Source organism: Streptomyces sp. NPDC006309 (assembly GCF_040613095.1).
Classification (GTDB): Bacteria; Actinomycetota; Actinomycetes; order Streptomycetales; family Streptomycetaceae; genus Streptomyces.
The window spans coordinates 85965-99750 of the sequence record NZ_JBEXRO010000001.1; the positions used below are offsets into that span (position 1 = coordinate 85965).

14 protein-coding genes are annotated in these 13786 nt (G+C 70.6%); 10 read left to right on the forward strand and 4 right to left on the reverse strand.

Annotated features, from left to right (window positions below; translation table 11 throughout):
* Positions 1 to 168 precede the first annotated feature (168 nt).
* The 8 genes from ABZ117_RS00415 (at position 169) to ABZ117_RS00450 (ending at position 10469) form a co-directional block, all read left to right on the forward strand.
* Positions 169 to 1326 carry a mandelate racemase/muconate lactonizing enzyme family protein gene (locus ABZ117_RS00415; protein ID WP_356816139.1) on the forward strand — a complete coding sequence of 386 codons (1158 nt, stop codon included), beginning with the start codon at positions 169 to 171 and terminating at the stop codon, positions 1324 to 1326.
* Positions 1323 to 2327 (forward strand): alcohol dehydrogenase catalytic domain-containing protein, encoded by a 1005-nt coding sequence (locus ABZ117_RS00420; RefSeq protein ID WP_356816140.1) that lies wholly within the window; start codon positions 1323 to 1325, stop codon positions 2325 to 2327. Before ABZ117_RS00415 ends, ABZ117_RS00420 begins: the two co-directional genes overlap by 4 nt.
* Before the next feature lie 131 nt (positions 2328 to 2458).
* Positions 2459 to 3457, forward strand: coding sequence for a hypothetical protein (locus ABZ117_RS00425; RefSeq protein WP_356816141.1), 999 nt, complete (start codon positions 2459 to 2461; stop codon positions 3455 to 3457).
* A gap of 4 nt (positions 3458 to 3461) precedes the next feature.
* On the forward strand, positions 3462 to 4571 hold the full coding sequence (gene chvE, locus ABZ117_RS00430; RefSeq protein ID WP_356816142.1) for a multiple monosaccharide ABC transporter substrate-binding protein: 1110 nt from the start codon (positions 3462 to 3464) through the stop codon (positions 4569 to 4571).
* 42 nt (positions 4572 to 4613) lie between these two features.
* Positions 4614 to 6164, forward strand: coding sequence for a multiple monosaccharide ABC transporter ATP-binding protein (gene mmsA / locus ABZ117_RS00435; RefSeq protein WP_356816143.1), 1551 nt, complete (start codon positions 4614 to 4616; stop codon positions 6162 to 6164).
* On the forward strand, positions 6161 to 7405 hold the full coding sequence (gene mmsB / locus ABZ117_RS00440) for a multiple monosaccharide ABC transporter permease (RefSeq protein WP_356816144.1): 1245 nt from the start codon (positions 6161 to 6163) through the stop codon (positions 7403 to 7405). The genes mmsA and mmsB overlap by 4 nt, the downstream gene beginning before the upstream one ends.
* 25 nt (positions 7406 to 7430) lie before the next feature.
* Positions 7431 to 8582: an aldose epimerase family protein gene (locus ABZ117_RS00445; protein ID WP_356816145.1), complete on the forward strand. Its 1152-nt coding sequence runs from the start codon at positions 7431 to 7433 to the stop codon at positions 8580 to 8582.
* A 102-nt stretch (positions 8583 to 8684) separates the two neighbouring features.
* On the forward strand, positions 8685 to 10469 hold the full coding sequence (locus ABZ117_RS00450; protein WP_356816146.1) for an aminotransferase class I/II-fold pyridoxal phosphate-dependent enzyme: 1785 nt from the start codon (positions 8685 to 8687) through the stop codon (positions 10467 to 10469).
* Positions 10470 to 10481: 12 nt separating this feature from the next.
* On the opposite strand, the gene ABZ117_RS00455 is transcribed toward ABZ117_RS00450, so the two are convergent.
* The gene (locus ABZ117_RS00455; RefSeq protein ID WP_356816147.1) at positions 10482 to 10967 is read right to left on the reverse strand and encodes an ATP-binding protein; all 486 of its coding nucleotides are present in this window, start codon (positions 10965 to 10967) and stop codon (positions 10482 to 10484) included.
* A gap of 130 nt (positions 10968 to 11097) precedes the next feature.
* On the opposite strand from ABZ117_RS00455, the gene ABZ117_RS00460 reads away from it, so the two are divergent.
* Together ABZ117_RS00460 and ABZ117_RS00465 are read left to right on the forward strand one after the other, a co-directional pair.
* A complete protein-coding gene (locus ABZ117_RS00460; RefSeq protein ID WP_356816148.1) occupies positions 11098 to 11928 on the forward strand; it encodes a helix-turn-helix transcriptional regulator in 831 nt (276 codons plus the stop codon).
* Complete coding sequence (locus ABZ117_RS00465; protein ID WP_356816149.1) at positions 11925 to 12107, forward strand: DUF397 domain-containing protein; 183 nt, start codon at positions 11925 to 11927, stop codon at positions 12105 to 12107. The genes ABZ117_RS00460 and ABZ117_RS00465 overlap by 4 nt, the downstream gene beginning before the upstream one ends.
* 54 nt (positions 12108 to 12161) lie before the next feature.
* Here ABZ117_RS00465 and ABZ117_RS00470 read toward each other — a convergent pair whose 3' ends face one another.
* From ABZ117_RS00470 to ABZ117_RS00480, 3 genes are all read right to left on the reverse strand, one after another.
* Positions 12162 to 12812 (reverse strand): DUF4360 domain-containing protein, encoded by a 651-nt coding sequence (locus tag ABZ117_RS00470; RefSeq protein ID WP_356816150.1) that lies wholly within the window; start codon positions 12810 to 12812, stop codon positions 12162 to 12164.
* Positions 12813 to 12996: 184 nt separating this feature from the next.
* On the reverse strand, positions 12997 to 13200 hold the full coding sequence (locus ABZ117_RS00475) for a hypothetical protein (protein WP_356816151.1): 204 nt from the start codon (positions 13198 to 13200) through the stop codon (positions 12997 to 12999).
* Positions 13201 to 13269: 69 nt separating this feature from the next.
* Positions 13270 to 13728: an Rrf2 family transcriptional regulator gene (locus ABZ117_RS00480; RefSeq protein ID WP_356816152.1), complete on the reverse strand. Its 459-nt coding sequence runs from the start codon at positions 13726 to 13728 to the stop codon at positions 13270 to 13272.
* Positions 13729 to 13786 lie beyond the last annotated feature (58 nt).

The window sequence follows — 13786 nt, forward strand, 5'->3', positions numbered from 1 at the left end:
CTTCCAGGCGAGGCTGTGAAGGTTTCGTGCGAGACCGAATAAGTTTCCGGTCGCCGTGCCGAAACCGTTACCTGTTCGCCCCATTGACACCCCTGCCGGACCGTCCTTACTGTCACGCCAGCATTTCGAACGTGTGACGAAATCTCGAACAGCTGAGGGGCAACTGTCGTGCGCATCACCGGAATCAGCACGCACGTGGTCGGTACACCGTGGCGGAACCTGACCTACGTCCAGGTGCATACAGACGAAGGGATCACGGGCGTCGGCGAGACCCGGATGCTCGGTCACACCGACGCGCTGACCGGCTATCTGCGGGAGGCCGAGACCAACCACATTCTCGGCTCCGACCCGTTCGCGGTCGAGGACCTGGTGCGCCGGATGAAGTACGGCGACTACGGCCGCGCCGGCGAGATCGTCATGTCGGGCATCGCGGTCGTGGAGATGGCCTGCTGGGACATCAAGGGCAAGGCGCTGGGCGTGCCGGTGTGGCAGCTGCTCGGCGGGAAGGTCACCGACAGGGTCAAGGCGTACGCCAACGGGTGGTACACCACCGAGCGGACCCCGGAGGCGTACCACAAGGCCGCGCAGGGGGTCGTGGAGCGCGGCTACCGGGCGCTGAAGATCGACCCGTTCGGCACCGGGCACTTCGAACTGGACCACCGGGAGACCTTGTACGCCGTCTCGCTCATCGAGGCCGTGCGGGACGCCATCGGCCCGGAGGCGGAGCTGATGCTGGAGATGCACGGCCGCTTCTCCCCCGCCACCGCCGTCCGGCTGGCCAAGGAGATGGCGCCGTTCAAGCCGGCCTGGCTGGAGGAGCCGGTGCCGCCGGAGAACCTCAAGGCGCTGGAGAAGGTCGCGGCCAAGGTCGACATCCCGGTCGCCACCGGTGAACGCATCCACGACCGGATCGAGTTCCGCGAGCTGTTCGACAGCCAGGCGGTGGACATCATCCAGCCCGACGTCGGCCACATCGGCGGCATCTGGGAGACCCGGAAGCTGGCCGCGACCGCCGAGACCCACTACATGCTGGTCGCCCCGCACAACGTGGGCGGGTCCGTGCTCACCGCCGCCTCCCTCCAGGTCGGCTTCACCTCCCCGAACTTCAAGATCCTTGAGCACTTCAACGACTTCGCCGACGCGGAGATCAAGAAGGTGGTCAAGGGGGCACCGGAGGTCGTGGACGGGTACTTCCACCTGTCCGACGCGCCCGGTCTCGGCGTGGAGCTGGACGTCGACGCGGCGGCCGAGTTCCCGCAGCAGCAGGCCCGGTTCGACCTGTGGGCCGAGGGCTGGGAGCAGCGCAAGCCGAAGGGCACACGGTGAGTTCCCAGATCCTGGTCGAGGCGCCCGGTGTCCACCGGGTGGAGGCGCACACGCCCCGCGACCCGGGCCCCGGTGAGGCGCTGGTGGCCGTGCACGCGGTCGGGATCTGCGGCAGCGACCGCGAGGTGTACCAGGGCAACCGGCCCGAGGGGTACGTGCGTTACCCGCTCACCCCCGGGCACGAGTGGTCGGGGACGGTCACCGCGGTGGGGCCCGGGGTGCCCGGCACGCTCGCCGGCCGCAAGGTCGTCGGCGAGGGCTTCCGCAACTGCCAGGTGTGCGAACGCTGTCACGCGGGCGAGACCACGCTGTGCACGGCCGGGTACGAGGAGACCGGGTTCACCCGGCCCGGCGCCATGGCGGCCACGCTGACGCTGCCGGCCCGGCTGCTGCACGTCCTGCCGGACGACGCCGACCTGACCGCCGCTGCGCTGCTGGAGCCGGCCGCCTGTGTCGCCGCCGCCGCGCTGAAGGCGGAGGCCCGGCCGGGTGAGCGGGTCGCGGTGGTGGGCACGGGCACGCTGGGCATGTTCGCCGTGCAGTTCCTGCGGGCCGTCTCGCCCGCGGAGCTGCTCGTCGTGGGCACCCGTGACGACCGGGAGGCACTGGCCCGGCGGTTCGGGGCCACCGGTTTCCGGCTGAAGGACGAGGAACTGCCCGCCGCTTTCGACGTGGTGATCGAGACCGCCGGGTCCGCGTCCGCCGCGCGCACCGCCGCCGCACTGGTGCGGCGCGGCGGTCGCCTGGTCCTCACCGGGATCCCGGCGCCGGGCGCGGACGGGCTGGACCCGACCGATCTCGTCGTACGGCAGCTGGAGGTGCGGACGGTCTTCGGGGCGCCGCCGGACGCCTGGGCGCACACCGTGCGGGTGTTCGGCGCCGGGCTGCTGGACCCGCTGCCGCTGGTCACGCACGAGCTGCCGCTGGCCGAGTTCTCGCGGGCCATCGAGCTGGCCGGGTCCGGCGACCCGGCGGTGGGCAAGGTGCTGCTCCGCCCCTAGGGCCTGCCGCCCGAACAGTCGTACGCCGGCCGGGGCGTGACCTGACGGCGCCCCGGCCGGTGTACCACCAGCGCCTCGCCGTACCCAGAGCCGCGAACCTTGTCCGATATACCGAACACGAAGGACAGCTTGTGACCGACGCTTCCGCCCCGGCAGTCCGCAGGCCCGGCGAGCAGGTGCTCGCCGCACTCGGCCTGGGGGCGCCCGCCCTCGACCCCGCCGACGCCTCCGCCCGCACCTTCCCGGGCGGTGGCCGCTGGCGCACCGAGATCCCCTCGTGCGAGGGTCCCGAAGCGCTGGCGGTCATCCTGAAGGAGGCCTCGCGCCTCGACGTGCCGATCCACCGGATCAGCCAGGGCAGCGGCGTGTGGATGCTCACCGACGCCGAGATCACCGAGATGGTGGACGCCACCGCCGAACGCGGCATCGAACTCTGCCTGTTCACCGGCCCGCGCGGCACCTGGGACATCGGCGGCTCGGTGCGGTCCGACTCGCGGGGGGCCGGACTGCGCGCCCGGGGCCACGACGCCGTGGCCGGCTGCGTCGAGGACGCCGTCCGCGCGACCGAACTGGGCGTCAAGTGCCTGCTCGTGGCCGACGAGGGCGTGCTGTGGACCCTGCACCGGGCCCGCGAGGCGGGGATCGTCCCGGCCGACACCACGCTGAAGGTGTCGGCGCTCATCGGCCCCGTCAACCCGGCCTCGTACGCCGTCTACGAGCGGCTCGGCGCCGACTCCGTCAACGTGCCCAGCGACCTGACGCTGGACCACCTCACCGAGATCCGCCGGGTGTCCGGCGCTCCCATGGACATGTACATCGAGGCCCCCGACGACCTCGGCGGCTACATCCGGATGTACGAGGTCGCCGAGCTGATCCGGCGCGGCGCACCGCTCTACCTGAAGTTCGGCCTCTCGAAGGCTCCCGGCATCTACCCGTCGGGCACCCACCTCAGGGACCTGACCCTGCACACCGCCCGGGAGCGGGTGCGGCGCGGCCGGCTCGCCCTGGACCTGCTCGCCCGGCACGGCGCGGACGACGGCATGGCGCCCCTCGGCTCCCGGCTGCCCGGACCGCTCCACCGCTTCCCCGCCGAAGCATCCGCTCCCCTCCACCAGACCGACAAGGACTGATCCCATGCGCAACCGCAGAGCCGTACTCGCCGCGACAGCCGCGGCCGCCTCGCTCGCCCTGACCCTGACCGCCTGCGGGCAGAGCGGCGAGGGCGGCAGCAAGGAGAAGCCCGGTGACGTCAAGGGCGCCACCATCGGCATCGCGATGCCGACGAAGTCCTCCGAGCGCTGGATCTCCGACGGCAAGAACGTCGTGAAGGACCTTCAGGCCAAGGGCTACAAGACCAAGCTGGTCTACGGCGAGGACGACCCCGAGCAGCAGGTCTCGCAGATAGAGAACCTGATCACGCAGGGCGTCAAGGGCCTGATCGTCGCGGCCATCGACAACAAGTCCCTGGACAGCGTCCTCCAGCAGGCCGCGGACGCGCACATCCCGGTCATCTCCTACGACCGGCTGATCCTCGGCACCAAGAACGTCGACTACTACGCCTCCTTCGACAACGAGAAGGTCGGCAGGCTCCAGGGCACGTACATCGCGCACAGGCTCGGCCTGGACAGCGGCAAGAAGGGCCCGTTCAACATCGAGCTGTTCGCCGGCTCCAACGACGACAACAACACCCGGTACTTCTTCAACGGCGCGATGAGCGTCCTGAAGCCGTACATGGACAAGAAGCAGCTCGTCGTCCGCTCCGGCCAGACCGCGCTCAACAAGGTCACCACCCTGCGCTGGGACGGCGCCACCGCCCAGCGGCGCATGGACGACATCCTCACCTCCTCGTACAAGAGCGAGCGGGTCGACGCGGTCCTCTCGCCCTACGACGGCATCTCCATCGGCATCCTGTCCGCGCTGAAGTCGGACGGCTACGGTTCCGGGAACAAGCCGCTGCCGGTCATCACCGGCCAGGACGCCGAACTCGCGTCCGTGAAGTCGATCATCGCCGGGCAGCAGACGCAGACCGTCTACAAGGACCTCCGCAAGCTCGCCGAGGTGGCCTCCACGATGGTCGACGACGTCCTGAAGGGCAAGAAGCCGCAGGTCAACGACGTCAAGTCCTACGACAACGGCAGCAAGGTCGTCCCCGCCTACCTGCTCCAGCCGGTCAGCGTCGACAAGGCCAACTACCAGGACGTGCTCGTCAAGGGCGGCTACTACACGGCTGGCCAGCTGAAGTAGTCCCCCCGGCCGACCGTCCACACCTGACTGAAAGGCACGACCATGGCGGGACCCGTCCTGGAAATGCGCTCGATCGTCAAGACCTTCCCCGGTGTCACAGCGCTCTCGGACGTCACACTGACGGTGCGTCAGGGCGAGGTCCACGCCATCTGCGGTGAGAACGGCGCCGGGAAGTCCACCCTGATGAAGGTGCTCTCCGGCGTCCACCCGTACGGCAGTTACGAGGGCGACGTCCTCTTCGAGGGCGAGCCCTGCCGCTTCAAGGACATCCGGGCGAGCGAGCAGCACGGCATCGTCATCATCCACCAGGAGCTGGCGCTGGTGCCGTACCTCTCCATCGCGGAGAACATCTTCCTCGGCAACGAGCACGCCACGCGCGGCCTCATCAACTGGAACGACACGCTCAGGCATGCCACCGAACTGCTGCGCCGGGTCGGCCTGAGCGACCATCCGGAGACCCGCGTCGCCGACATCGGCGTGGGCAAGCAGCAGCTCGTGGAGATCGCCAAGGCGCTGTCCAAGAAGGTGAAGCTGCTCATCCTGGACGAGCCGACGGCCGCCCTGAACGACGAGGACAGCGGCAAACTCCTCGACCTGATCCTGGAGCTGAAGAAGCAGGGCATCACCTCGATCATCATCTCCCACAAGCTCAACGAGATCCGCAAGGTCGCCGACTCGGTGACGATCATCCGTGACGGGCACTCCATCGAGACGCTCGACGTGAAGTCGGCGGGGACGACCGAGGACCGGATCATCAGCGGCATGGTCGGCCGCGACCTCGACCACCGCTTCCCCGAGCGCACCCCGCACGAGCCGCAGGAGGGCGCGGCCCCGGCCCTGGAGATCCGCGACTGGACCGTGCACCACCCGATCGACCAGCAGCGCAAGGTCGTCGACCGGGTCTCGCTCCAGGTGCGGCGCGGGGAGATCGTCGGCATCGCGGGCCTCATGGGCGCCGGCCGCACCGAGCTCGCCATGAGCGTCTTCGGGCGCTCCTACGGCCGGTACGCGGGCGGCACGGTCCTCAAGGACGGCGCGGAGATCCGTACCCGGACCGTCCCCGAGGCCATCGGGCACGGCATCGCCTACGTCACCGAGGACCGCAAGCACTACGGCCTCAACCTCATCGACACCATCAACCGCAACATCTCGCTGACCTCCCTGCACAAGGTGGCCCGGCGCGGTGTGGTCGACGAGCACGAGGAACGGCGGGTCGCCGAGCGGTTCCGCACGTCCATGAACATCAAGGCGCCGACCGTCTTCGAGCCGGTGGGCAAGCTGTCGGGCGGCAACCAGCAGAAGGTCGTCCTCAGCAAGTGGATCTTCGCGGGTCCCGACGTGCTGATCCTGGACGAGCCGACGCGCGGCATCGACGTCGGCGCCAAGTTCGAGATCTACACGGTCATCGACCAGCTGGCGGCCGAGGGCAGGGCGGTCGTCTTCATCTCCTCCGAGCTGCCGGAGCTGCTCGGCATGTGCGACCGCATCTACACGATGGCCGCGGGTCGGCTGACCGGTGAGTTCTCACGGGCCGAGGCATCCCAGGAATCGCTGATGCGCCAGATGACGAAGGACAAAGAGGTAACCCGATGAGCACGGACGTGACCGCCAAGACCCCGGCACCGGCGCCGCCCGGGAAGAGCGACGGCCAGGCCACAGGCGGCCTGCTGCACCTGATCCTGGACGGCCTGCGCAACAACATGCGGCAGTACGGCATGCTGATCGCGCTCGGCCTCATCGTGATCCTGTTCTCGGTGTGGACCGGCGGTGATCTGCTGCTGCCGCGCAACGTCTCCAACCTGGTGCTCCAGAACAGCCACATCCTGATCCTCGCGATCGGCATGATGCTGGTGATCATCGCGGGCCACATCGATCTGTCGGTCGGCTCGCTGACGGCGTTCACCGGTGCGTTCGCGGCCGTCCTGACGGTGGAGCACGGCGTGGCCTGGCCCGTCGCCCTGGTGCTGTGCCTGCTGGTGGGCGCGGTGGCCGGCGCGGTACAGGGCTTCATGATCGCCTACTTCGGCATACCCTCGTTCATCGTCACCCTCGCCGGGATGCTGATCTTCCGCGGCCTGACGGAGATCTTCCTTCAGGGCCAGACCCTCGGCCCGTTCCCCGACGGCCTCCAGAAGATGGGCAACGGCTTCCTGCCGGAGACCGGCCCGGACACGAACTACCACAACCTCACCCTGCTGCTGGGCATCGCCCTGATCGTCTTCACCGTCCTGCGGGAGATCCGCGACCGGCGGCGCCAGCAGGAGTTCTCGCTCGACGTGCTGCCGGGCAACATCTTCCTGCTCAAGCTCGTCGCCATCACCGCCGCGATCCTCGTCGTCACGATGCTGCTCGCCAGCTACAAGGGCGCCCCGACCGTGCTGATCATCCTCGGCGTGCTGGTGGTCGGCTACGGCTACGTCATGCGCAACGCCGTCTTCGGCCGCCACATCTACGCCATCGGCGGCAACCTGCCGGCGGCCAAGCTGTCCGGCGTGAAGGACAAGAAGGTCACCTTCTACGTCTTTCTGAACATGGGCGTGCTCGCGGCCCTGGCGGGCCTGGTGGTCGCCTCCCGTCTGAACGCGGCCTCGCCGAAGGCCGGCCTCAACTTCGAACTCGAGGCCATCGCCTCGTCGTTCATCGGTGGCGCCTCCATGAGCGGCGGTGTCGGCACCGTCCTCGGCGCCATCATCGGCGGTCTCGTCCTCGGCGTGCTCAACAACGGCATGAACCTCCTCAGCGTCGGAACCGACTGGCAGCAGGTCATCAAGGGCCTGGCCCTGCTGGTGGCGGTCGGGTTCGACGTGTGGAACAAGCGCAAGTCCGGTTCGTAAGCGCCCAGACAAGGGAGCCGCACCCATGGAACTGAACAGACGCACGGTCATCGCAGGCGCCGCCGCGGCGGGCCTGGCCGCCACCACCCTCGGCACGGGCAGCGCCCAGGCCGCCGCCGGCCGGAAACCGGTGAGGGAGCCCTTCGGCACGCTCACCGACGGCACGAAGGTCCACCGCTGGTCGCTGGAGAACGGCGGCACCCGGCTGAAGGTGCTGTCGTACGGCGGCATCGTCCAGTCGCTGGAGATACCGGACCGGCACGGCCGGCACGCCGATGTCGTCGCCGGCTTCGGTGACATCGCCGACTACGAGGCGAAGAGCCCCTACTTCGGCGCTCTGATCGGCCGCTACGGCAACCGCATCGGCAAGGGCCGCTTCACGCTGGACGGCACCAGCCACCAGCTGTCCGTCAACGACGGCGTCAACCACCTGCACGGCGGCGCCAAGGGCTTCGACAAGCACGTGTGGCACGTCGAGCCGTTCACCGAGGGCTCCGACGTCGGCCTGCACCTGCACTACACCAGCGTCGACGGCGAGATGGGCTATCCGGGCACCCTCCGCACGAAGGTGACGTACACCCTGACCCGGCACGGCGACTGGCGCATCGACTACGAGGCCACCACCGACCGGGCCACCATCGTCAACCTGACCAGCCACGTGTACTGGAACCTGGCCGGCGAGGGCAGCGGCACGATCGAGGACCACGAGCTCACGATCGCCGCCTCCCGCTACACGCCCACCGACTCCGGCCTGATCCCCACCGGCGAGCTGGCCGGGGTCGCGGGCACCCCCTTCGACTTCCGCCGGGGCAAGCCGGTCGGCCGGGACCTGCGGGCGGGTCACGAGCAGCAGGTGCAGGCCAAGGGGTACGACCACAACTGGGTCCTGGACAAGGGCATCACCGCCCGGCCCGAACACGTCGCCACGCTCCGCGACCCGCGCTCCGGCCGCACCCTGAGGATCGCCACCGACCAGCCGGGCCTCCAGTTCTACTCCGGCAACTTCCTCGACGGCACCCTGACCGGCACCGGTGGCCGCACCTACCGCCAGGGCGACGCCCTCTGCCTGGAGACCCAGCACTTCCCGGACTCCCCGAACCACCCGGACTTCCCCTCGACGGTGCTCCGGCCCGGGCAGACCTACCGGACGACGACGGTCCACACGTTCGGGGCGTGAAGCGGCTCACACAGCCGCCGAGTTGAACGCCACTGAGGCCCCCTGCGTACCAGTGGGCGGCCCGTGCTCCCCCGCACGGGCCGCCCCCGGACGGAGGTTCCCTTGCCTGACAACGTCACCTCGTTGTTCCGCGACGCCGCCGCGCACAGCCCTTCGATGGCGGCGCTGACGCGGGAGAGCGACGGGTCGGGCCCGGTGGACTTCTGCATCCCGTGCAACCCGTACTTCCCCACCCCCGCCATGTTCGAGGAGATGGGGGCCCGGCTGCGCGAGATCATCACGTACTACCCGAGCAGCGCCGACACCATCACCGCGGAACTGTGCGGCCTGCTCCAGCTGCCCCCGCAGTGCGTGGCGATGGGCAACGGCTCCACGGAGCTGATCACCTGGATCGACCACCTCCTCGTCCGCGAGTCCCTGGCGATCCCGGTGCCCACCTTCGGCCGCTGGACCGACCAGCCGATGGAGACCGGCAAGCGCGTCGACATGTTCCCGCTCCAGGAGGCGAACGGCTTCGCCCTGGACCTCGGCCGGTACGCCGAGTTCATCCGCGCCCGGGGCACCCGGGTCGCGGTGGTCTGCAACCCGAACAACCCCGACGGCGGCTATCTGCACCGCCGGCAGGTCGTGGAGTTCATGGACACCATGGCGGACCTCGACCTGGTGATCGTGGACGAGTCCTTCCTGGAGTTCGCCGACGCGGAGGCCGAGCCGAGCGTCGTCCAGGAGGCCGTGCTCCGCCCCAACGTCGTCGTGCTGCGCAGCCTCGGCAAGAACTTCGGCCTGCACGGCGTGCGCTTCGGCTACCTCGTCGCGAACCCGGCGCTCGCGGGCCGGATCCGCTCGACGCTGCCGAAGTGGAACCTCAACTCCCTCGCCGAGCACGTCGTGTTCATGCTGCGCGAGCACGGGCCCGAGTACGCGCAGAGCCTGGAGCAGGTCCGCCGCGACCGGTCGGACATGGCCGGCCGGCTCTCCGCGCTCCCCGGCCTCACGGTCTACCCCTCCCAGGGCAACTTCCTCTTCGTGCGCCTGCCCGTCGGCGCCGAGGGCACGGTGGTCCGGGACCGGATGCTCACCGAGCACCGGATCCTGGTCCGCGAATGCGGCAACAAGATCGGATCCTCCAGCCGCTTCCTGCGGCTCGTGGTGCGCCCCCAGGTCGACGTGCGTCGCCTGGTGTCCGGCCTGGAACAGGTGCTCTACGGGTCCAGGAGGGGAGCCGCCGTACCCGGGCCGGGCGCCGGGACCAGCTACAGCTCGGGTACGGCGGCGGTCGACCGGCTGGTCAGCGAGACCAACGGGGCGGGTCTGCCGGGGCTGGCCGCCCAGGCCGTCGCCCCGGCCACCGGCACGGGCGGGGCCGTCACCCCGGCCGCCCCCGCCCCGGCCACCGGCACCGGCATGCCGCTCCCCGCCGCCGTACCGCCGGCCGGCACGGGAACACCGCTTCCGGCGGCGGCCTCCCTCCCCCAGCCGGCCCCCGCCGCCTTCCCCCAGCCGGTGTACACCCCGGCCCCCCGGCCGGTGTTCACTCCCACCCCTCAACCGGTGTTCACCCCGGCTCCCCAACCGGCGTACGTCCAGATGCCGGCTTCTTCGCCCGCACCGGCACCGGCACCGGCACCGGCGCCCGCACCCGTACCGCCCGCCTTCCCCGCGCCGGTGCCGCCGCCCACCGCGCCCCCCGCGCCCCCGCCCCTGGCTCCCGCGGCGTTCGCCGCCCCCACTCCGCCCGGTGTCCCGGCCCGCGGCGGGCTCACCGCGGCGCAGGTCCGCGGGATGACGGCCCCGGCTCCGGCCACGGGCCTGGCCCCCGCCCCCGCGACGGGCTGGCCCAACGCCCAGAGCTGGCCGAACGCGGCGGACATCGGCCGGGCGGGATAGGGCTCCGACCGATCAGGCGGACGCGCCGCCGGGCCGGTGGCGCGGGCCGGTGGTGGCGACGGACAGCCAGGGCGGCACGTCCACCTCGGCCCGCACGGTCTTGCCCGGCGGCTCGCGGTCGACCACCTCCCACCGGTCGGCCAGCGCGTCCACCAGTACGAGCCCGCGCCCCGTCTCCGCGAGGGACGCGGGCTCGGGTACGTCCCCCGGGCCGGGCGGGCGCCGTTCGGCGCGAGTGTCGCTGACCTCGATCCGGACACTCCCGGCGACGAGAGCGATCCGCAGCTCGAAGTCCCGTCCCGGCACACGCCCGTGTGTCACGGCGTTGGCGGCGAGTTCGGCGACGATCACGGCGACCGCCTCGGCCGTGGCGGAGCCGGGCGGGATGCCCCAGTCATCGAGTTGGGCGAGCGCGAGCCGCCTAGCCAGGCGAGCGCCTCGGGGGGTGGGGCTGAGACGTTGCGCGAGCAGGGGCGGGCGGACCGGTGGTGCTGTCATGGGCCCAATGTGGCGGGCGGGACGGGCACTTCACCAGGCGCGGGCCGCGTACGCTGCGGGAGCGTACGCGGTGACGCACTGGACAGTACCGGTGACCGATCGTGACTATGGGCGCCGGGAGGTGACCGAGGTGGTCGATGGTCGTGCGGGCAGCGAGCCGGAGTCGTCGGACAGCATGCGGACGTTCGGGGCGGTCGTGCAAGCGCTGCGGGAGTACCACCGGCTGAGCCGGGAGGAGTTCGGCCGGCTCGTCGGGTACTCGAAGCACACCGTCGCCTCGGTGGAGCTGGGCCGTCGCATGCCGGATGCGGACTTCATCGAGGCGGCGGAACCGGCGCTCGGGAACACGGGGGCGCTGCGGCGGGCGGCGGGGCATCTGGAACGCCAGCCGGGACTGGCGTCCTGGTTCCGGCGGTGGGCCGAGTTGGAGAAGCTCGCGATCACCCTCTACACCTACGAGTGCCGGATGGTCCCGGGGCTGGTGCAGACAGAGGCGTACGCACGACAACTGTTCACCGATGAGTTGCCGCCCCTGAGCGACGAGGAGATCGAGGTCAACTGGGTCGCGCGAGCCCAGCGCCAGCGACTGCTGCCGGAACGGCCGAACACCGCCTTCAGCTTCATCATCGAGGAACAGGTCCTCCTGCGCCGAACCGGGGGCAAGGGAGTCATGCGTGAGACCATCGGCCACCTGCTGGACACGGCACGGCTGCGCAACGTCGAGATCCAGATCATGCCGCTGGCGCGGATGTCACACGCTGGGCTGCACGGGCCTATGCAGCTGCTGGAAACCCCCAAGCACAGGTGGTTCGCCTACATGGAAGCCCCCGAGTGCGGAATGCTCCTCTCGGCCCCGGAGGCCATCAGCGTACTCAACGGCCGTTATGCCAGACTGCGTTCACAGGCTCTCTCGATCGAGGACTCCGTGAGCCTGCTGGAACGGATGCGAGGAGACCTATGAGCACCTCCGAACTGGCCTGGTTCAAGAGCAGCTACAGCAGCAGCGGGTCCGGCGACTGTGTGGAGGTCGCTGTCCACCCCACCACCATCCACATCCGCGACTCCAAGGCCGAGGAAGGCCCTCAGCTGGCCCTCTCCCCCGCCGCCTGGTCGGCCTTCGTCGGCCACGCCGGGAAGTGACCGGGGGGAGCCCGCGCCCCCGTCCGGGGCCGCGGGCTCCCTGATCTGCTCCCGTCACGACTTCGGGCAGTTCTTCCAGGCCATGTGGTACACCGTGCTGATGTCCCCGTCGGTCGAGTCCATCGTCATGAAGCTGACCTTGTCGGGGGCCGCGGTGCCGGCGTTCACCCGCAGCTCGGTGTTGATGTTGAAGTTGCGCAGCACCCCGCAGGGCGCCCAGACCAGCTGCGCCCAGTCGGTGGAGTCGGTGGCCTGCCAGTCGTCGTTGTAGGGGCCGCCGAACGGGTGGGTCCGGGGGACGGTGCTGGAGGAGCCCTGGAAGTAGTACGACGCCTTCTGCGTGCCCGTGGCGCCCCGCTGGAGCGAGGCGAAGCCGCGGTAGTCCGCGCTGGCTATCGCGTAGGTGAAGCCCTGCGGGACGTGCACCACCAGGTTGAGCTGGCAGTTCTTGCGGAAGGCCGTGGGGTCGGAGTTGCCGCCGGCCTGGGCCAGGTAGGCGCTGTAGGTGACGGTGAAGGCCGTGTTGTCCGGTGAGACCGCCACGGCGGCCGTACCGGCGGGACAGCCGGAGCCGTTCACCGTCGCCACGTCGATGACGATCTTGTCCGGGGGCGGGTCGTCGAACACGGGGGAGGGACTCTGGGCGGGCAGTGCGGTGGTGAGCAGAGCGGCTACGGCGCCGCTCAGGATGAGTCCACCGGTCATGGTTTCTCCCGGGTCGTCGGGTGGGGGGTGCGCCTCCCTCCGGCGTCCGTCCACAGGTGAAGGAGCTGTGTGTCATCTGTGAAGCGGGGAGGGAGGCGTGGGCATCGTAGGGAGCCCCACCCGGGCCCGGCAGGGTGAACTCCGGCCATTCACACCGGGGTTTTCACGGTGCCCGGCCCGGCGTTCACCCGCCCAGGACGCCCCGGGGCACCAGGGACTGCGGGGAGCCCATCGGGTGGCCCACCTCCAGGGCGCCGAGGAGGCCCCTGAGGAGGGGCGCGCCGGGCACCCCGGCGGACGGAGCGGGCGTCACGGCCGCCTCGGCGGCGGGGGCGGACGCCAGGAGGGCGACGGCGAGGACGGAGGCACAGGCGAGTTTCCTGATCATGCCGGGCCCAACGACGGACCCCCGTAGGGGAAACCCGCCCGTCCCCCGGCTGGACGAGTGGCACGGTCTCTAGGGGTTCTCCCAGGCGGCCGGTTCCGCCGCGAGCGCCCGGACGGGTTCGGGCAGGGTGTCCGCGGCGAGGTCGGCGAGGGTGACGCCCTCCAGGATGCGGCGGACGTTGGCGCGCAGGGCGATCCACAGGGGCAGCAGGGGCCGGGCCGTACCCGTGTAGGCGAGGCCGGTCGGGCGTTCGCCGCGTACCGACACGATCGGGCCGTCGACCGCGCGGATGACGTCCGCCACGGTGATCGCCGCCGGGTCCCCGGCGAGCCGGTAGCCGCCACCCCCGCCGCGCCGGCTGTCCACGATCCCGGCCCGCCGCAGGTCGCCGAGGATGCCCTCCAAAAACTTGTGCGGGATCTCCTGCACGGCGGCGATCCGCTCCGCCTTCACCGGGCCGTCACCCTGCCGTACGGCCAGCTCCAGCACCGCCCGTACCGCGTAATCCGCCCGCGCCGAGATCCTCATGCGTCCATTGTGGGGCGTCCTCCCGTGCAGAATGGCCGCACCCGCGCCCCGTAAGATC

Bases quoted from the DNA above. Each gene is read 5' to 3' on its own strand.
- chvE (WP_356816142.1), top strand. From the start codon at position 3,462: ATGCGCAACCGCAGAGCCGTACTCGCCGCGACAGCCGCGGCCGCCTCG.
- mmsA (WP_356816143.1), top strand. From the start codon at position 4,614: ATGGCGGGACCCGTCCTGGAAATGCGCTCGATCGTCAAGACCTTCCCC.
- mmsB (WP_356816144.1), top strand. From the start codon at position 6,161: ATGAGCACGGACGTGACCGCCAAGACCCCGGCACCGGCGCCGCCCGGG.
- ABZ117_RS00445 (WP_356816145.1), top strand. From the start codon at position 7,431: ATGGAACTGAACAGACGCACGGTCATCGCAGGCGCCGCCGCGGCGGGC.
- ABZ117_RS00455 (WP_356816147.1), bottom strand. From the start codon at position 10,967: ATGACAGCACCACCGGTCCGCCCGCCCCTGCTCGCGCAACGTCTCAGC.
- ABZ117_RS00465 (WP_356816149.1), top strand. From the start codon at position 11,925: ATGAGCACCTCCGAACTGGCCTGGTTCAAGAGCAGCTACAGCAGCAGC.
- ABZ117_RS00470 (WP_356816150.1), bottom strand. From the start codon at position 12,812: ATGACCGGTGGACTCATCCTGAGCGGCGCCGTAGCCGCTCTGCTCACC.
- ABZ117_RS00475 (WP_356816151.1), bottom strand. From the start codon at position 13,200: ATGATCAGGAAACTCGCCTGTGCCTCCGTCCTCGCCGTCGCCCTCCTG.
- ABZ117_RS00480 (WP_356816152.1), bottom strand. From the start codon at position 13,728: ATGAGGATCTCGGCGCGGGCGGATTACGCGGTACGGGCGGTGCTGGAG.